The 19,148-nt window shown below is 62.3% G+C and carries 15 protein-coding genes; 4 read left to right on the top strand and 11 right to left on the bottom strand.

Going from position 1 to position 19,148, the window contains the following annotated elements; all coding sequences use genetic code 11:
* Positions 1-144: 144 nt before the first annotated feature.
* The 8 genes from FJ960_RS28990 to FJ960_RS28955 all read right to left on the bottom strand — a co-directional run bounded on the left by FJ960_RS28990 (position 145) and on the right by FJ960_RS28955 (position 12,572).
* Positions 145-1,773 (bottom strand): alpha-D-glucose phosphate-specific phosphoglucomutase, encoded by a 1,629-nt coding sequence (locus FJ960_RS28990; protein WP_140718521.1) that lies wholly within the window; start codon positions 1,771-1,773, stop codon positions 145-147.
* Positions 1,774-1,776: 3 nt separating this feature from the next.
* A complete protein-coding gene (gene glgA / locus FJ960_RS28985) occupies positions 1,777-3,222 on the bottom strand; it encodes a glycogen synthase GlgA (protein WP_140718523.1) in 1,446 nt (481 codons plus the stop codon).
* Positions 3,223-3,329: 107 nt separating this feature from the next.
* The gene (glgC, locus tag FJ960_RS28980) at positions 3,330-4,595 is read right to left on the bottom strand and encodes a glucose-1-phosphate adenylyltransferase (protein ID WP_140508009.1); all 1,266 of its coding nucleotides are present in this window, start codon (positions 4,593-4,595) and stop codon (positions 3,330-3,332) included.
* 51 nt (positions 4,596-4,646) lie between these two features.
* Positions 4,647-6,860, bottom strand: coding sequence for a 1,4-alpha-glucan branching protein GlgB (gene glgB / locus FJ960_RS28975; protein WP_140718520.1), 2,214 nt, complete (start codon positions 6,858-6,860; stop codon positions 4,647-4,649).
* A 106-nt stretch (positions 6,861-6,966) separates the two neighbouring features.
* On the bottom strand, positions 6,967-9,429 hold the full coding sequence (locus tag FJ960_RS28970; RefSeq protein ID WP_140718519.1) for a glycogen/starch/alpha-glucan phosphorylase: 2,463 nt from the start codon (positions 9,427-9,429) through the stop codon (positions 6,967-6,969).
* 133 nt (positions 9,430-9,562) lie between these two features.
* Complete coding sequence (locus FJ960_RS28965; RefSeq protein ID WP_140718518.1) at positions 9,563-10,342, bottom strand: ATP-binding cassette domain-containing protein; 780 nt, start codon at positions 10,340-10,342, stop codon at positions 9,563-9,565.
* Entirely contained in the window at positions 10,339-11,400 is a 1,062-nt protein-coding gene (locus FJ960_RS28960; RefSeq protein WP_140508003.1) for an ABC transporter permease, read from the bottom strand. The genes FJ960_RS28965 and FJ960_RS28960 overlap by 4 nt, the downstream gene beginning before the upstream one ends.
* Positions 11,401-11,555: 155 nt before the next feature.
* A complete protein-coding gene (locus FJ960_RS28955) occupies positions 11,556-12,572 on the bottom strand; it encodes a sugar ABC transporter substrate-binding protein (protein WP_181166162.1) in 1,017 nt (338 codons plus the stop codon).
* A 230-nt stretch (positions 12,573-12,802) separates the two neighbouring features.
* Between FJ960_RS28955 and FJ960_RS28950 the strand changes: the two genes are divergently transcribed.
* The 4 genes from FJ960_RS28950 (at position 12,803) to FJ960_RS28935 (ending at position 16,768) form a co-directional block, all read left to right on the top strand.
* The gene (locus FJ960_RS28950; protein ID WP_140718516.1) at positions 12,803-14,029 is read left to right on the top strand and encodes an ROK family transcriptional regulator; all 1,227 of its coding nucleotides are present in this window, start codon (positions 12,803-12,805) and stop codon (positions 14,027-14,029) included.
* Positions 14,030-14,476 carry an RbsD/FucU domain-containing protein gene (locus FJ960_RS28945; RefSeq protein WP_140507997.1) on the top strand — a complete coding sequence of 149 codons (447 nt, stop codon included), beginning with the start codon at positions 14,030-14,032 and terminating at the stop codon, positions 14,474-14,476.
* Positions 14,473-15,396 (top strand): carbohydrate kinase, encoded by a 924-nt coding sequence (locus tag FJ960_RS28940; protein ID WP_140507995.1) that lies wholly within the window; start codon positions 14,473-14,475, stop codon positions 15,394-15,396. The genes FJ960_RS28945 and FJ960_RS28940 overlap by 4 nt, the downstream gene beginning before the upstream one ends.
* A 229-nt stretch (positions 15,397-15,625) precedes the next feature.
* The gene (locus tag FJ960_RS28935; protein WP_140718515.1) at positions 15,626-16,768 is read left to right on the top strand and encodes a DegT/DnrJ/EryC1/StrS aminotransferase family protein; all 1,143 of its coding nucleotides are present in this window, start codon (positions 15,626-15,628) and stop codon (positions 16,766-16,768) included.
* A gap of 72 nt (positions 16,769-16,840) precedes the next feature.
* Here FJ960_RS28935 and FJ960_RS28930 read toward each other — a convergent pair whose 3' ends face one another.
* The 3 genes from FJ960_RS28930 to FJ960_RS28920 form a co-directional block, all read right to left on the bottom strand.
* A complete protein-coding gene (locus tag FJ960_RS28930) occupies positions 16,841-18,103 on the bottom strand; it encodes an O-antigen ligase family protein (protein ID WP_140718514.1) in 1,263 nt (420 codons plus the stop codon).
* 54 nt (positions 18,104-18,157) lie between these two features.
* On the bottom strand, positions 18,158-18,958 hold the full coding sequence (gene cysQ, locus FJ960_RS28925) for a 3'(2'),5'-bisphosphate nucleotidase CysQ (RefSeq protein ID WP_140718522.1): 801 nt from the start codon (positions 18,956-18,958) through the stop codon (positions 18,158-18,160).
* A 10-nt stretch (positions 18,959-18,968) separates the two neighbouring features.
* Positions 18,969-19,148, bottom strand: a 180-nt coding sequence (locus FJ960_RS28920; protein WP_140718513.1) for an adenylyl-sulfate kinase, incomplete at its 5' end; no start/stop codon positions are given.

Here is a 19,148-nt window from a genome sequence, read left to right as displayed (position 1 = left end):
CAAGGAACGCCTCGACAAAGCTCATCTGTCCCGTCCGCTTCACCGCCATCGCAAATCCCTCCAAGCAATAATCGAAGCGAATCACAATGCCAGAATTGCGCAACAGGCCCACAAGGGGAGAAGGGAAGGCCTCATCCACCACCCTCAAGTAATCACGCTGGGCTTGTTGCGGCCGGTGTGGGTCTTGATCCCGGCAATGTCGTCGGCCGCTGAAATCAGATCGGCGAGCGCCTCCTGCGTGTCGAGATCGTGCCTCGCCTGGTCCGGCTCATAGCGCTCGATATAGACGCGCAAGGTCGCGCCTGATGTGCCGGTGCCCGAAAGCCGGAAGACGACGCGCGATCCGCCTTCGAACAGCACCCTTATACCCTGATGCTCGCTGGTCGAGCCGTCGACCGGGTCGTGATAGGCAAAATCGTCGGCCTTGGCGATCTTCAGGCCGCGAATGCTGGTGCCCGGCAACGAGCCGAGCTTCGCCCTGAGTTCGCCGACCAGCGCATTGGCGCGCTCGGTCTCGACTTCCTCATAGTCGTGGCGAGAATAGTAGTTGCGCCCGTAGGTTGCCCAATGTTCGGTGACGATCTGTTTGCAGCTTTCGCCGCGCGCGGCCAGGATGTTGAGCCACAAGAGCACCGCCCACAGACCGTCCTTTTCGCGGACATGGTTGGAGCCGGTGCCGGCACTTTCCTCGCCGCAGATGGTCGCCATGCCGGCATCGAGCAGATTGCCGAAGAACTTCCAGCCAGTAGGCGTCTCGTAGATGCCGATACCGAGCTTGTGGGCGACGCGGTCGGCGGCACCGCTGGTCGGCATCGAGCGGGCAATACCCTTCAGGCCTTCCTTGTAGCCGGGTGCCAGGCGGGCATTGGCGGCGAGCATGGCGACCGAATCCGACGGGGTGACGAAAATACCCTTGCCGATGATCAGATTGCGGTCGCCGTCGCCATCGGAGGCGGCGCCGAAATCCGGCGCGTTCGGTCCCATCATCTCGTCATAGAGGTGTTTGGCATGAACAAGGTTGGGATCGGGGTGATGACCGCCGAAATCCGGCAGCGGCTTGAAATTGCGGCAGGTGCCGTTCGGTGCGCCGAGGCGGTGTTCGAGGATTTCCTTGGCGTACGGTCCGGTCACCGCATGCATGGCGTCGAAGCGCATGCGGAAGCCCGACTTGAACAGTTTGCGCAGCGCATCGAAATCGAACAGGCTCTCCATCAGCTCGGCATAGTCGGTGACCGGATCGATGATCTCGATGGTCATGCCGCCAGCCTTGACGGTCCCGACCGTATCGATGTCGATCGGATCGATGTCGGCGGTCTTGAAGCTCGAAATCGCCTTGGTCTTGGCAAAGATGGCGTCGGTCAGCTTTTCCGGCGCCGGGCCGCCATTGCCGGCATTGTACTTGATGCCGAAATCCTCATGCGGGCCGCCGGGATTGTGGCTGGCCGACAGGATGATGCCGCCGAAGGTCTTGTATTTTCGGATGACATGCGAGGCCGCCGGCGTCGACAATATACCGCCCTGCCCGACCATCACCTTACCGAAACCGTTGGCGGCGGCCATGGCGATGGCCTTCTGGATGACCTCGCGGTTGTAGTAGCGGCCGTCGCCGCCGATCACCAGGGTCTTGCCGGCAAATCCGTCGAGCGCGTCGAAGATCGACTGGATGAAGTTCTCGGCATAGTGCTCCTGCTGGAACACTGGCACCTTCTTGCGCAGTCCCGACGTGCCGGGCTTCTGGTCGGAATAGGGCTTGGTGGGGACGGTTCGTATCATACTTCAGGCAACCCTTTTCGAAAGCAGCAGGCGATAAAGTTCGACGTATTTTTCGGCGCTTCGGTCCCACGACAGATCGGTCTTCATGCCCTGGCGCTGGATGGTTTCGAAGCTTGCGGGACTGGCATGGGCATCGACCAGGCGGCGGATGGCGTGCAGCAGCGCGCCGCCATTGTTGGGAGCAAACTGGAACCCGGTCGCCACGCCCGCGGCCATTGCTGCTTCATTGGCATCGATGATGGTGTCGGCAAGGCCGCCAGTGCGCGCGACGACCGGCACGCAGCCATAGCGCAGGCCATAAAGCTGCGTCAGCCCGCAAGGCTCGAAGCGCGAAGGAATAACGATGGCGTCGCAGCCGCCCTGCATGATGTGCGACAGCTGCTCATCATAGCCGACGACGACGCCGATGCGGCCGCGGTGGCGTGCGGTCGCGGCCAGCAGCGCGCCTTCGAGGCCCGCGTCGCCCGAGCCCAGGATGGCCAGCCTTGCGCCTGTCGCGACGATGCCGTCGACCACCGTCGCCAATATGTCCATACCCTTCTGCCATGTCAGCCGGCTGACGACACAGACAATCGGGCTGTCGTCGCGGTCGAGGCCGAAACGGTCCTCGACGGCGGCCCTGTTGGGCGCCCGGGTCTTCAACGTTTCGGCCGTATAGGTCGATACCAGATGCTTGTCGGTCTCCGGATCCCAGATGGCGGTATCGATGCCGTTGACGATGCCATGGAGATCGCTTGAACGCATGTTGATGAGCCCGTCGAGTCCCATGCCGAATTCCGGCGAACGGATCTCCTGCGCATAGGTCGGGCTCACCGTTGTGATCGCCCAGGCGGCTTGCAAGCCAGCCTTGAGGAAGCCGACACCGCCATAATATTCGACGCCGTCAAGTGCCATCGCCGCGGCCGGCAGGCCGAGCTCACCGAAAATGCCGGCGCCGAACTGGCCCTGGAAGGCGAGATTGTGGACGGTCATCATCGACGGTATGCCAACGGCCTTGCCGTAGCGCATATAAGCCAGGGTCATCGCCGACTGCCAGTCATGAGCATGGACGATGTCAGGCAGGTAGCCCGAAATGGCGCCGCCGGCGATATCGGCGCCGGCCTGGCTCAGCGCCGCGAAGCGCCGCCAATTGTCCGGCCAATCGGCGCCCGAAGCGTTGCCATAGGGACCGCCAGGGCGGTCGAACAGATGCGGCGCGTCGAGCACGAACAGGTCGAGCCCGGTGACCTCGACGGCATGGACCGAGGCCTTGCCGCCCTGCAGCAAAGGGTACTGATAGACGGCCTTCTTTTTCTTGAAGGCGTTCATCACCACCGGAAAGCCCGGGATGAGCGTGCGCATGGTCACGCCCTTGGCCGAGAGCGCAATAGGCAGCGCGCCGGTTACGTCAGCCAGCCCGCCGGTCTTGATCAGCGGGAAAATTTCGGGCGTGACCGACAGAACATGCATGCGCTTAACGATCCGCTCCTGGTCCATGTCGCCCAGAACCGTGTAGCGGTTTTGGGACCACGACATGCACAAAACACCCTAAAGTGACAGCTTGTTGATCAACCTGTTCAGGTTGACAACTTGTTGATCATGTCCTGTGTGATTAGGCAGATACCCTTTTCCGAGACGCGGAAGCGCTTGGCGTCGATCGCGGGATCCTCGCCGACCACCAGCCCTTCCGGTATCCTTACACCGTGGTCGATGACGACGCGCCTCAACTTTGCGTTCCGGCCGACATGAACGTCGGGCAGCATGACAACCTCTTCCAGCGTCGAATAGGAATTGATGCGCGCACCGGTGAAAATCAGGCTTTTCTTCAGCGAAGCGCCCGAGACGATGCAATCGCCCGACACCAGTGACGAGACGGCGGAACCGCGCCTGCCGTCCTCGTCATGGACGAACTTTGCCGGCGGCTTCAACTCGGCATAGGTCCAGATCGGCCAGTCGCGGTCGTAGAGGTCGAGTTCCGGCGTCACGTCGGTCAAGTCGATATTGGCTTCCCAATAGGCGTCGACCGTGCCGACATCGCGCCAGTAGGCCTCGTTCTCGGCGGTCGAACGCACGCAGGACTTGGTGAAGCGGTGCGCGATCGCCTTACCGTGCGTGACGATATAGGGGATGATATCCTTGCCGAAGTCGCGGCTGGAGCCCGGCTCGGCTGCGTCGCGGCGCAGTTGCTCCATCAGGAACTTGGTCTTGAAGACGTAGATGCCCATCGAGGCCAAGGCGAATTCCGGATTACCCGGAATTCCCGGCGGATCGGCGGGCTTTTCGACGAAGGCGATGATGTTGTCCTTGGCATCGACATGCATGACGCCGAAGCCGGTCGCTTCCATGCGCGGCACTTCGAGGCAGCCGACCGTGACATCGGCGCCGGCATCGACATGCTGGCGCAGCATCATCTCGTAATCCATCTTGTAGATGTGATCGCCGGCCAGGATGACCATGTATTCCGGACCATAGGCCTCGATGATGTCGATGTTCTGGTAGACGGCGTCCGCCGTGCCTTCATACCATTGCGTTTCCGACACGCGCTGGCTGGCCGGCAGGATGTCGAAGCTCTCATTTCGCTCGGGCCGCAGGAAGTTCCAGCCGCGCTGCAGGTGGCGGATCAGCGAATGCGCCTTGTACTGAGTGGCGACGCCGAGGCGGCGGATGCCGGAATTGAGCGCATTGGAGAGCGCGAAATCAATGATGCGCGTCTTGCCGCCGAAATAGACCGCCGGCTTGGCGCGCCGGTCGGTCAGTTCCTTGAGGCGGCTGCCGCGCCCGCCGGCCAGCACATAGGCCATGGCGTCGCGGGCCAGCGGCTGGGTTCGTTTCAAGTCTGCCATTCCTACCCTCCCAAGTTACTCGTCTTTATGCGTTGACCAGCCTTAACGAGTTCAGTCGGCGGCGAGTTCAAGCATGATCGTCGACAGCGGTGGCAGAAGCATCATTGCCGAAATGCTCTTGCCCTCCGCCCGTGCCTCGACCACGCCGCCATTGCCCATGCCGGAGCCGCCATATTCGGAAGCGTCGGTGTTGATGATCTCGCGCCACTTGCCGGCCTTCGGCAGAGGCACACGATAATTGTCGCGCGGCACCGGTGTGAAATTGGAGATGACGGCGACCGGATTGCCGCCGGGAGCGTTGCGCACCCAGGCGAAAACCGAATTCTGGCTGTCGTCGACGATCAGCCAGGAAAACCCTTCCGGCTCGCAGTCGCGGCCATGCAGGGCCGGGCGTGAACGATAGAGATAGTTGAGATCGCGCACCGTCTGCCAGACACCGCGATGCGGGCGGAAATCGAGCAGGTTCCAATCGAGCGCGCGCGTCTCGCTCCATTCGCGGCGCTGCGCGAATTCCTGGCCCATGAACAGCAGCTTCTTGCCGGGATACCCCCACATGAAGCCGTAATAGGCCCGCAAGGTCGCGAATTTCTGCCAGTCGTCGCCGGCCATCTTGCCGAGCAGCGTGCCCTTGCCGTGCACGACCTCGTCATGCGAGAGCGGCAGCACGAAATTCTCCGAGAAGGCGTAGGTCAGGCCGAAGGTCAGCTCATTGTGGTGGTGCTTGCGGAAAATCGGCTCCTTTGAAAAATACTCCAGCGTGTCGTGCATGAAGCCCATGTTCCACTTGAAGCCGAAGCCCAGCCCGCCTTCATGGACAGGCGCCGAGACCTTTGGCCATGAAGTCGATTCCTCGGCGATGGTCATAACGCCGGGATGGTGCCCGTAGAGCTCCTTGTTCATCTTCTGCAGGAAGCTGACCGCCTCGAGGTTTTCGCGCCCACCCTTCTCGTTGGGAATCCATTCGCCCTGCTTGCGCGAATAGTCGAGGTAGAGCATCGAGGCGACCGCGTCGACGCGAAGACCGTCGACATGGTATTTTTCGGCCCAGAATAGTGCGTTGTTGACGAGGAACGACACCACCTCGCGGCGGCCGAAATTGTAGATCGCGGTGTTCCAGTCCGGGTGGAAGCCCTTGCGCGGGTCGGCATGCTCGTAGAGCGCGGTGCCGTCGAAATGGACCAGACCGTGCTCGTCGACAGGGAAATGCGCCGGCACCCAGTCGAGAATGACGCCGATGCCGGCACGGTGGGCGCCATCGACAAAGCGGGCAAAGCCGTCCGGATCGCCGAAGCGGGCCGATGGCGCGTAGAGGCCGGTTGTCTGGTAGCCCCAGGACGGGTCATAGGGATGCTCGGAGATCGGCAGGAATTCGACATGGGTGAAACCGGCCTCGACCACATAGGGGATCAGCCGGTCGGCCAGTTCATCCCATGACAGGAAGGTGCCGTCGTCGCGAAGCTGCCAGGAACCGGCGTGGACTTCGTAAATCGAGATGGCTTCGCGCCGAGGGTCGGCGTTGCGCCAGAAATCGCGATGCGCCTCGTCACCCCATGGATGGGCCGGCGGCACCGCGGTCACAGAGGCGGTTGCCGGGCGCAGCTCCGACTTGAAGGCGAACGGATCGGCCTTCAGCGGCAACCTGACGCCATCGGGGCCTATGATTTCGTATTTATAGGGCCGGCCGGCACCAATATCGGGAATGAACAGCTCCCAGATGCCAGTGTCGCGACGGTCGCGCATCGTATGCCGGCGGCCATCCCAGTCATTGAAATCGCCGACCACCGAGACGCGCCGGGCATTGGGCGCCCATACCGCGAAATGCACGCCGGTAGCGCCTTCGTGCTCGATGACATGCGCGCCGAGCTTGTCGAACAGCCTGAGATGCGAACCTTCGGCGATGTAGTAATCGTCCATCGGCCCGAGCACCGGGCCGAACGAATAGGGATCGGTCAGCCACCAGCCGCCGCCGGCATTGCGCGCGTGGTAGCGAAGCGGTTGGCGCTTCCTGATCGACAGCTTGCCCTCGAAGAAACCGGCGTCGTCGCGCCTGGTCAATTCGCCCGCCTCGATGCCGGTCAGCGTGTAGGCGGTGACGGACTGCGCGTGCGGAACGAAGCAGCGCGCGAACAGGGTCTTGCCGGCCTCCTGGACACCGAGAACCGCAAAGGGATTGCCGTGCGTACCGGCGACAATCGCCGCAACATCGCTGGCTGGCGCCAGTCCGTCCGGCCCGCTTGTCGCAGCGGTCGTGTGCGGCTTCCTCATCAGGCAGCGTCCCTCCCAGGGCACCAGCTATTCATTTCTAGCGATGTGAATTGGGCATTCAACTCGCATCACCGGGACCACATTGTTCGTGGCTCATGCAATCACATCAGACCGGCACGTTCCAGATTTCTTTCGCGTATTGACGGATCGTGCGATCGGAGGAGAACCAGCCGACGCGGGCGACGTTGCGGATGGCGCGCGCGTACCAATCCGGGCTGTTGCGCCAGACAGCATCGACTTCGCGCTGGCAGGCGGCATAGGCGTCGAAATCCGCCGCGACCATGAACCAGTCGGTGTCGTAGAGACCGTTGATGAGGTCGCGGTAGCGATTGGGATCATCGGGCGAGAAGACGCCCGACGAAACCGCCGCAACCGCCTGCGCCAGTTCCGAGGATGCTTCGATGACGCCGCGCGGATTATAGCCATTGTTGCGCCGCTCAGCGACTTCTTCGGTGGTGAGGCCGAAGATGAAGATGTTGTCGTCGCCGACATGCTCCTTGATCTCGACATTGGCGCCATCAAGCGTGCCGATGGTCAGCGCGCCGTTCAGCGCGAACTTCATGTTGCCGGTCCCCGACGCTTCCATGCCTGCGGTCGAGATCTGCTCGGAAAGATCGGCGGCCGGCATCAGCACCTCGGCCAGGCTGACGTTGTAGTTCGGTACGAACACGACCTTCAGCAGGCCGCGCACCGAAGGGTCGCTGTTGATCACCCTGGCGACATCGTTGGCCAGTTTGATGATCAGCTTGGCGTTGTGGTAGCTGGGCGCGGCCTTGCCGCCGAAGAATTTCACGCGCGGCATCCAGTCGCGCTCGGGATGCGAACGGATCTGGTCATAGAGCGCGATTGCTTCGAGGATGTTGAGGAGTTGGCGCTTGTATTCGTGGATGCGCTTGACCTGGATGTCGAAGAGCGCCGAAGGGTCGAGCTTGATGCCGAGGCGATCGGCTACCAGATTGGCAAGCCTCACCTTGTTCTGGCGCTTCACGGCGGCGAATTTTTCGCGGAAGGCAGTGTCGCCGGCGAAAGGATTGAGCCCCTTGATCGCCTCGATGTCATCCATGAAGCGGTCGCCGATCGCCTCGCGGGCAAGCGCGGTGAGGCCCGGATTGCACTGGATGAGCCAGCGCCGCGGCGTGATGCCGTTGGTCTTGTTGTTGATGCGATCGGGATAAAGTTTGTGGAGGTCGGCGAAGACCGTCTCCTTCATCAATTCGGTGTGCAGCGCCGACACGCCGTTGATCGAATGCGAACCGACAAAGGCCAAATTACCCATGCGCACCCGGCGGTCGCCATTCTCCTGGATCAGCGAGATGCGGCTGATCTGCTCGTCCGAGAATTGGTCGGTGGCGCGGGCTTCGAGTAGCACCTGCGCGTTGATGGCGTAGACGATCTGCATGTGGCGCGGCAGGAGCCGCTCGAACAGCGGCACCGACCAGCTTTCCAGCGCCTCGGGCAGCAGCGTATGGTTGGTGTAGCCGAAGGTGCGCTTGGTGATGTCCCAGGCGAGATCGAAATCCATGCCATGGACATCCATCACGAGCCGCATCAGTTCAGGCACGGCGATCGCCGGATGGGTGTCGTTGAGGTGGATCGCGGCCTTGTCGGGCAGCGACTTCAGGTCGCCATATTGGCTGAGATGGCGCTGGACGATGTCCTGCAGCGAAGCGGTCGAGAAGAAGTATTCCTGGCGCAGCCTGAGCTCCTGCCCGGCCATGTGGGAATCGGCTGGATAGAGCACGCGCGACAGCGCATCGGCCTTGTTGCTTTCAGCCAGCGCCCCCATGTGGTCGCCGGCATTGAACTTGTCGAGCAGGATCGGATCGATCGGCATGCCCGACCACAGCCGCAGCGTGTTGACGCGCTTGGCGCGCCAGCCGGCCACGGGCGTATCGTAGGCGACCGCCAGAACATGTTCCCTCGGCTTCCAGACATGGCGTTCGAAGCGCCCTTCCCTGGAGGTGATCGATTCGACCGAACCGCCGAAGCCGACTTCGAAGGAGCGCTCGCGGCGCTCGAACTCCCAAGGGTTGCCATGGTCAAGCCAGGTCTCGGGCAGTTCGACCTGCCAGCCGTCATGGATTTCCTGGCGGAACATGCCGTTGGCATAGCGGATGCCGTAGCCATGCGCGGGAATGTCGACGGTCGCCATGCTTTCCATGAAGCAGGCGGCGAGCCGTCCGAGGCCGCCATTGCCGAGGGCAGCGTCCGGCTCGAGCGCCGCGATCAGGTCGAGGTCGACGCCGAGCGACGACAGCGCCTCACGCATATTCTCCATCAGGCCGAGATTGGAAAAGGCGTCGCGCATCAGACGCCCGATCAGGAATTCGAGCGAGAGGTAATAGACGCGCTTTTCCTGCTGGTCGTAGGCTTCCTTGGTGGCCTGCATCCAATGGTCGACGATCCGATCGCGCACGACCTTGATCGAGGCGGTCAGCCAGTCGTACTGGGTCGCGACGGTGGTGTCCTTGCCGACCCGGTATTTGAGCGACATCAAGACTTCTTCGGCGAGCGTCTTGGGATCGGGATTGTCGAGAGCGGGGGCTTCGATCGTCATGGCGGATGTCATATCGCCTCTCGTTCGGTTTGGCCTGATCATACCGGCTTTCACCGTTTCTCCCAGCCTATCCTAGTGCATTGCAGCATGTTTTCAATCGATTAGAGAATACTCCCGCCTGCTTACCCTGCGGCAACTTGGCAGTTCAGGCCAATGCCACCTCCGGGGGTGTTTTTGCCCCGGTCATAAAGGCAACGGCATCGGACATCGTATATTGCTTGGGGTCGATGACGCACAGGCGACGGCCCAGACGGTGGATGTGGATACGGTCGGCCACCTCGAAGACGTGCGGCATGTTGTGCGAGATCAGCACGATCGGCAGACCGCGCTTCTTCACGTCGAGGATCAGTTCGAGCACGCGGCGGCTCTCCTTGACGCCGAGTGCCGCCGTCGGCTCGTCCATGATCACCATCTTCGAGCCGAAGGCGGCGGCGCGGGCCACCGCCACGCCCTGGCGCTGGCCGCCCGACAGCGTCTCCACCGCCTGGCTGATGTTCTGGATGGTCATCAAGCCGAGTTCGGTCAGCTTGTCGCGGGCGCGCTTTTCCATTGCCGGACGGTCGAGCATGCGAAGCCACTGGCCGACAAAGCCGGGTTTGCGGATCTCGCGGCCGAGGAACATGTTGTCGGCGATCGACAGCGCCGGCGACAGCGCCAGGTTCTGGTAGACGGTTTCGATGCCGGCTTCGCGAGCTTCCATCGGCGACTTGAAGGAGACGGGTTTGCCTTCGAGTCGGATTTCGCCTTCGTCCGGCACGGCCGCGCCGGAAATCGCCTTGATGAGCGACGACTTGCCGGCGCCGTTGTCGCCGATGACGGCAAGGATTTCGCCGGGGTAAAGGTCGAAATCGGCATTGTCGAGAGCGGTGACGCGGCCATAGCGCTTGACCAGACCGCGCGCGGTGAGGATGGGCTCCTGGGTCATGCCGAAACCTTTCTGATCCATTGGTCGATGGCGACGGCGCCGATGATCAGCACGCCGGTGAGCAGCACTTTCCATTGCGGATCGGCGCCCAGCATGTTGAGGCCCATCGAGACGACGCCGACGATCATGGCGCCGAACAAGGTGCCGAGGATGGAGCCGCGGCCGCCGAAGAGAGAAATACCGCCGATCACCGTCGCGGTGATCGCCTGCAGATTGTAGTCGGTGACGGCGGCGGACGGCGAGATCGAGCCGTTGCGGCCGATCGAGACCCAGGCCGCGAAAGCGGCGATCAGCCCGGCAAGGGTGTAGACCGTCATCAGCACCTTCTTGGTTTGGATACCCGACAGCTTCGCCGCCTCCTGGTCGTCGCCGACGGCGTAGACATGACGGCCCCATGCGGTGTGGTTGAGCACGTACCAAAGAACCAGCACGAGCACGACCGTAGCGATGACGCCGAGCGTCAGCACCGCCGTGCCGACCTTGAAGCTCAGGGCAAACAGGTGCAGCAGCGGCGCCTGATTGTCGACGTCGGTGTCGCGGATCGTCTCATTGGCCGAATAGATGAAATTGGTGGCCATGACGATGTTCCAGGTGCCAAGCGTCACGATGAAGGGCGGCAGCTTCATATAGGCGACCAGCAGCCCGTTCAGCAGCCCGCAAGCCGCTCCGGCGGCAAGCCCGATCGCCACGGCGAGCACGCTCGGCATGCCGTAGCTGACCGCGCAATTGCCCATGATCACGGCCGAAATCACCATGATCACCCCGATCGACAGGTCTATGCCGGCGGTCAGGATGACCAGCGTCTGCGCGGCCCCGAGAATGCCGACGATGGCGATCTGCTGCAGGATCAGCGTCAGCGTGTAGGACGAAAAGAATCGCCCTCCGATCGTGATGCCGAAGATAATGATCGACAGAAGCAGCACGATCAGCGGCACCGCGGCCGGCGTCGAATGCAGAAAATGCTGGACGCGCTTGACGGCTGATTTGTGCTCGTCGAAAGCGGCCACGCTTGTGTCGCTGGCCGAGAGAACCTTCTCGAATTCCTGAACTTGAGCCATGTTTTCTCCCCGTAGGGCTTCAGCCACGCGCTGACGCCGTCCACGCCTTCCGGTCTGTCGCCGGGATTATTCGCGTTTACAGTGATGCATCGTCCACCCGATGCGGCCGGGGATCAAGCCCCCGGCCGATCGGTTTTGTTCCGGTCAGGCCGGCATCAGCCCCAGCACTTGGCGAGGCCTTCCTTGGTGTCGATGGACTTGACGCCGTTGGCGGGCTTGTCGGTGACGAGATTGACGCCGGTGTCGAAGAAGTTCTTGCCCTCGGTCGGCTTCGGCTTGGTGCCGTCCTTGGCGAAAGCGGCGATCGCCTCGATGCCGAGTGCGGCCATCTGCAGCGGATATTGCTGCGAGGTGGCGCCGATGACGCCTTCGGCGACCGACTTCACGCCGGGGCAACCGCCGTCGACCGAGACGATCAGCACCTGGCTTTCGAGGCCGACGGCCTTGAGCGCCTGGTAGGCGCCGACCGCTGCCGGCTCGTTGATGGTGTGGATGACGGTGATGGTGTTGTCCTTCTGGAGAAGGTTTTCCATCGCCTTGCGGCCGCCTTCCTCGTTGCCGTTCGTCACATCATGGCCGACGATGCGCGGATCGGTCTCATCGCCAATCTTGTTGGGATCCTTCACGTCGATGCCGTAGCCCATCATGAAGCCCTGGTCGCGCAGAACGTCCACGGTCGGCTGCGAGGGGGTCAGGTCGAGGAAGCCGATCTTGGCATCCTTGGCCTTGTCGCCCAGAGTGGCGGCGGCCCAGGCGCCGATCAGCTTGCCGGCCTCCAGATTGTCGGTGGCGAAGGTCGCGTCGGCGGCGTCGATCGGGTCGAGCGGCGTGTCGAGCGCTATCACCAGCAGGCCCGCATCGCGCGCCTTCTTCACCGTCGGCACGATGCCCTTGGTGTCGGACGCGGTGATCAGAATGCCCTTGGCGCCATCGGCGATGCAGCTTTCGATCGCCGCCACCTGGCTCTCGCTGTCACCGTCGATCTTGCCCGCATAGGTCTTGAGATCGACGCCAAGTTCCTTGGCCTTGGCGGTCGCGCCCTCTTTCATCTTGACGAAGAACGGATTGGTGTCGGTCTTGGTGATCAGGCAGGCGCCGACGCCGGCGGCTGATGCGGACGAAGCGAACGCCATCAGACCCAGCGCGGCTGCCGCAAAAACGGTGGACTTCAACAGTTTTGTATTGGTCACGATTTTCCTCCCAGTGGACCATTTTCGAGTGCCGGCCAACCGGCACCCGCACGGCATCCAAGCGACTTCTCCCAGCGCGGATGCCCCCTCAAAGAACACCACAGCAAGGCATCTGTCAATAATTAAATCACTCTTATTTATTATTGACAGCCTTGCGTCGTTCACTCATTCTGGCCCAAAAGCATTGCCGGGGAAACGACGGGAGGAACAGGGTGGAGACCGCCACTGCGAGGCATGGTTCGCCCGAAGCGAACGAGAGCCTTATTCACCGCGGCACCAACCAGAGCGGCATGCGCGACCACAACGAGCGCCTGGTGCTTTCGCTGGTGCGCCAGCACGGCAGTCTTGCGAAGTCCGACATTGCCCGTATGACCGGACTTTCGGCGCAGACGGTCTCGGTCATCATGCGCGAACTGGAGGAAGAAAGCCTGCTCGTGCGCCAGGCGCCATTGCGTGGCAAGATCGGTCAGCCCTCGATCCCCATGGCGCTCAATCCCGAAGGCGCCTTCTTCATCGGCCTCAAGATCGGCCGCCGTAGCGCCGAACTCGTGCTGATCGATTTCCTCGGGCAGGTGCGCGCCATGCTGCAGCATTCCTACCGCTACCCTGCCCCACGCGAGACGGTCGAGTTTGTCACGTCGGGCATGAAGACGATGCGCGGCGAGCTGACACCGGCGCAGGACAAGCGCATTGCCGGACTCGGCATCGCCATGCCGTTCGAACTTTGGAACTGGGCCGACACCGCCGGCGCGCCGCGCGACGTCATGGACGAATGGCGCCATCGCGATATCAGGGGCGACATCCAGGCACAGTGCGATTTTCCGGTCTACCTGCAAAACGATGCCACCTCCGCCTGCGGCGCCGAACTGGTCTTCGGCCAGACGGGCGCGGCGCGGGACTTCGTCTATTTCTACATCGGTGCCTTTGCCGGCGGCGGCATCGTGCTCAACGGCCGGCTCTTCGGCGGACCGACCGGCAATGCCGGCGCGCTCGGCTCAATGCCCGTGCCCGGGCCGGATGGAAAACCGACCCAGCTGATCGACGTGGCCTCGATCGCCATGCTCGAAAAAACACTCAATGCGCGTGGCGTCGAGGCCTCGTATCTGTGGACCTCACCCGAGGATTGGGGGGAGATCGGCGCTGAGCTCGACGAGTGGATCGCCAGCGCCTCGCAGGCGCTCGCTTACGCCATCGTGGCAGCGTCCTCGGTCATCGATTTCGAGGCCGCGGTGATCGACGGCTGGATGCCGAAGGCCGTGCGCCAGAGGCTGGTCGAGGCGGTCGTGACGGCAATCGGTGCGATCGACGGCGAAGGGCTGAAACTTCCGACCGTCCGCGAGGGAACCGTGGGCATTCATGCCCGGGCGCTCGGCGGCGCCAGCCTGCCGCTTTCCGAACGGTTCCTGATCGGTTCGACGACGATCTCCAGGAGCGCCTGAATGCTGATCGGGATTCCGGCGCTGCTTGGTCCGGAGCTTCTGGCGACGTTGCGCGCCATGGGCCATGGTGACGAGATCGCCCTGGTCGACGGGAACTATCCGGCGCAAGAGCAGGCAAGACGCCTCATCCGGACCGACGGCCATGCCCTCATTCCCGTACTCGACGCGATACTGACGCTGCTTCCGGTCGACGATGTCGTGCCGGAGGCGCTGTTTCGCGCCTCGGTGAAAGGCGATCCGTCGCTTGCCGACCCCGTCCATCATGAAATGGAGGCGATCTGCGCCAAACGCGCTCCGGGCCGCAAGGTGGTTGCGCTGGCCGGCGCCGACTTCTATGCACGGGTCAGATCGGCGCATGCCATCGTCGCGACAAGCGAGCCGCGGCTTTACGCCAACATCATCATCCGCAAGGGCGTGATCTATCCGCCGGAGACCAGGAAGCCATGATCCTCTGCTGCGGCGAAGCCCTGATCGACATGCTGCCGCGCACCACCACCGAGGGTGAGCCGGCCTTCGCTCCCTATGTCGGCGGCGCCGTTTTCAACACGGCGATCGCGCTCGGCCGGCTCGGCGCGCCGGCCGGCTTCTTCTCGGGCCTGTCGTCGGACCTGTTCGGCGGCCAGTTCCGGAACGCGCTCGGGGCAAGCAAAGTGAGTTCAACCTACGCGCACACTTCGCCCCGGCCGACGACGCTGGCCTTCGTGCGGCTGAACAACGGCCAGGCAACCTACACCTTCTATGACGAGAACACGGCCGGGCGCATGCTGACCATCGAAGACCTGCCGCAACTCGGCGGCGAGATCGAGGCGATGCTGTTCGGCGCCATCAGCCTGATCTCGGAGCCGGCTGGCTCGGCCTATGAGGAGTTCATGCGGCGCGAGCATGAGGCCCGCGTGATGATGCTCGATCCCAACATCCGGCCGAACTTCATCCCCGACAAGGCCAAGCACCTCAGGCGCATCCGGGAGATGATGGCGATGGCCGACATCGTCAAACTGTCGGACGAAGACCTCCACTGGTTCGGCGAAGCCGGTTCGCACGAGGATGTGGTGCGCAATTGGCTCGAACGCGGCCCCAAGCTGATCGTCGTCACCCATGGCAGCGAAGGTGCCGTTGGCTACAGCAAGCAGCACCGTGTCACCGTCATACCGGAGACAGTCAAGGTGGTGGACACCGTCGGCGCCGGGGACACGTTCAACGCCGGCATCCTTGCCTCCCTGCATGAGCAAGGCCTGCTGGCGAAGGCGGCGATTTCCAGCCTGTCCGAAGACGCAATCCGCAAAGCATTGGCGCTCGGCGCCAAGGCGGCGGCAGTGACGGTATCACGAGCCGGCGCCAATCCCCCCTGGCGGCACGAGATCGGCTGATCGGCTCCCGAAAGCGATCACTTTATGTTTCCATGCGCCAAAAAACCGCGACAAAAATGGCCTGAATTGCACCGCCAAGCCCGGATTCCCGGCTTTTTGGGCAATGCACCGACAAAACACGGGTAACGGGCTGCGACACTTGCACCATACCCCCGGTTCGCAGCCGGCTTTTTCAGCCGCGCCAAGTCTGGTACCAGCGGGCCGGTTATTGGCAGGTATTGAGGCCGACATGCAGTTCATCGATCTTGGCGCGCAGCGCGAACGAATCCGCGACCGGCTGAAAGCCGCGATCGACCACGTTGTCGAGGATGGCCGCTACATCTTTGGCCCCCAGGTCGCCGAATTCGAAAAGAAGCTCGCCGCCTATGTCGGCGTCAAGCATGTGGTTGCCTGCGCCAACGGCACGGACGCACTGCTTTTGCCGCTGTTTGCCGCCGGCATCGGCCCGGGCGACGCGGTGTTCGTGCCGAGCTTCACCTTCGCCGCCACGGCGGAAGTGGTGGCGCTGGCCAAGGCCGAGCCGGTTTTCGTCGATGTCGATCCGAAGACCTACAACATCGACATCGCCAGCCTCGAGGCGGCGATCGCGGCCATCAAGAAAGAAGGCCGACTGAAGCCGAAGGCGATCATCCCCGTCGACCTGTTCGGTCTTGTCGCCGACTACGAGGCGATCATGGCTATCGCCAATCGCGAAGGCTTGTTGGTGATCGAGGATGCCGCGCAGTCCATGGGTGGTTCGCTCGAAAGCAGGATGTGCGGCTCGTTCGGCCACGTCGGCTCGACCAGCTTCTATCCGGCCAAGCCGCTTGGCTGCTATGGCGACGGTGGCGCGATGTTCACCAATGATGACGCTTTGGCCGACACGCTGCGTTCCTTCGCCTTCCACGGCAAGGGCGAGACGCAATACGACAACATCCGCGTCGGCATCAATTCACGGTTGGATACGCTGCAGGCGGCAATCCTGATCGAGAAGCTGGCCATCCTCGAGGAAGAAATGATAGCGCGGCAGGTGGTAGCCAAGCGCTATGCAGAAGGCCTGGGCGATATCGTCACCGCGGCCCGCAACCTGGATGGCAGCCGTTCGGCCTGGGCGCAATACGCGATCGAAACGCCCAAACGCGACGGCCTTAAAGCTCATCTGAGCGAAAAAGGCATCCCGTCTGTAATTTATTACGTCAAGCCGCTGCATGAGCAGATCGCCTATCGCGACTACCCGCGCTCGCCGACCGGTCTTGCGGTTTCGGAGGATCTGCCGAAACGCATCCTGTGTCTGCCGATGCATCCCTATCTTAGCGAGGCCGACCAGGACCGGATCATCGAAACGATCCGCAACTATATCGGCTCGAACTCAGCGCAGGCCGCGGCCGAATAGGCGCCTGATAGCAGAGGCGGACACACCTCGTTCGCTTAGAGCGGTCGGGGCGCGGGTCGGGGCGTCGCGCCGTTATTTTGAGACGGTCGGCGCGCGTCTTGTGGTCCGGTCATCCATTCCCGGCCGGGTCACGGAACGGCACTGCAATATGCAGATCCCTGCTGTGAAGACCAAAGTGCCCAGCACCCATGACAACCAGATCCGATGGTCGACCGACAGTTCGACAACAGCTATGATCAGGTAGTTGCTGGCTATGAAATGGCAGGGGCCCCTCAAACCGCCGATCATTCTTATGATCGCGCCCAGGAGCACCCCATACACAATGATGCCCAGCGCTCCGAGCTCGTACCACAAATCGAATACGATATTGTGTGCGCTTGGGAGATCCACCTGCGCATAATATGTGGGACTCACCACAACCCCGACCGCGTTTCTCATCGTATTGGCGCCATGGCCGAGAACGGGCTGGTCCGCAATGTGGGGCGAGATCATCTGCCAAAGATCAAGTCGCGCGGCGAAGGTTCCTGGATAGAAAGCCAGCCATCCCGTGGTTTTGAGGTAGGCGAACAGCGGCGAGACGACGAAGGGGGCGATCAGGGCAAAAGACAAATAGACGGCGAAGAATGCGACCAAGGCGTGCTGGCGGTATTTGGCGGGCATGACAAACATCACCGCCACGAAGACAATCGCCAGATTGACGCCGGTCGATTGACCGTAGAGCAATGTCAGCACGGCAAAGAGAGCCGCAAGCCCCCTCCAGACAAACCACGGCTGGGCAAGAAATATGACGGCAAAAAAAGCTCCATAGACCGTGATTTTGTGGAGGGTGAAAACATTTTCCACAAATCGCGGATTTTCGGTCAAAAACGCAAAATACAGTTCCCGACCCATCACCGACACCAGGCCGATCAACATGCCGACCAATGAGACCCGCGCGAGCCGGTCGCGTTGAGCGCCCGGAAGCGCCAGAATGCACTCAAACAGCAGGATGGCGGCGACCGAGTAGCCAAACAGGTCCCTCGCCGCCATGAGAGAGCGGCTCGCATTAACCGACCACAGGGCGCTCGACAGGACAAAGCCGGACAAGAGGGCCAGAGTTACGGCGAGGCCTATCGTTGCTCTGCCAAAGCGCGCACCCTTCGTCAAAAGAGTAAGAGCGCCCATGAGTGCCGCGACAAATGCCAGGGCCGTCGGAGACATTTCGATGAAGGCGAAAAGGGCGGGAGAGAGGGCGTAGAGGCCCAGCAACATCCTGAGGACTATTTCGTCGCGATTGCTGGTCCATACCGGAAACCCGCCCAGAATGACGGCATGGCATTTCTGAAAAAAGGACATTCAACTACCGACTCAGGGAACGCCTATACAGGATACGTTATCGGCGAAGGCACCTCAACGTTCGATACGTCCTGCGGTTGCAACCCTGCCGCTGGCGATGAAATGCGGATTGGCGAAGTCCTCGTCATCGGCCTGGTTGCGCTTGCCATAGGCCAAAGGCTTGCCGTCCAGCGTGCGTGTCGTGCCACCGGCGGCGCGCAGCACCGCGTCACCCGCCGCCGTGTCCCATTCCATGGTGCGGCCGAAGCGCGGATAGATATCCGCCTCGCCATTGGCGAGAAGGCAGAATTTCAGCGACGAACCGACCGAGACGATCTCGGCGGCACCAAGGTCGCGAATATAGGCTTCGGTTTCCGGCGTGTTGTGCGAGCGGCTGGCAACCACCGCCAGCGGCGTCGCGGCCGTTCTCACCGAAATCGGCCGGCGAGAAACGATCTGGTAGTCGCCATCGATTTCGAGGGCTTCCGCCCTGCCCGGCAGACCGGAAAAGAAGCGGCCGCTGCATGGCGCGAAGACAACGCCGACTTCGGGCACGCCATGGCGGACAAGCGCGATGTTGACGGTGAAGTCGGTGCGCCGGTTGACGAATTCCTTGGTGCCGTCAAGCGGATCAATGAGGAAGAAGGTCTCGCCAAGTTCGCCCGGCATGACACCGGCCGCCGCCTCCTCCTCGGCCACGCAGGGGATGTCGGGGAATTCCGCACGCAGGCCGGCGAGGATGATCTTCTCGCTCTCGCGGTCCGCCTCGGTCACCGGCGAGGAATCCGATTTGCGGTCGACCGCGCAGCCGGCGTGGAACACACGCATGACCTCACGCCCGGCCGCTAGCGCCAGCCGCTCGAAGATCTCAAGCATCGACGTGTCGTCAGATGCCGCCGCCATTGTCATATTGATCTTCCGCAATGTCACGCTCGTTCAGCCAGTGTTCCAGGGCATCTACCATCTCTTCAGGCGACTTGCCGAGCGTGTTGAGATGGATCTCCGGGTTCTCCGGTGCTTCGTATGGAGAATCGACACCGGTGAAATTCTTGATCTCGCCATTCAG

This window comes from Mesorhizobium sp. B2-3-11 (assembly GCF_006442215.1).
Classification (GTDB): domain Bacteria; phylum Pseudomonadota; class Alphaproteobacteria; order Rhizobiales; family Rhizobiaceae; genus Mesorhizobium; species Mesorhizobium salmacidum.
This window is presented reverse-complemented; position numbering and strand designations above follow the sequence as displayed.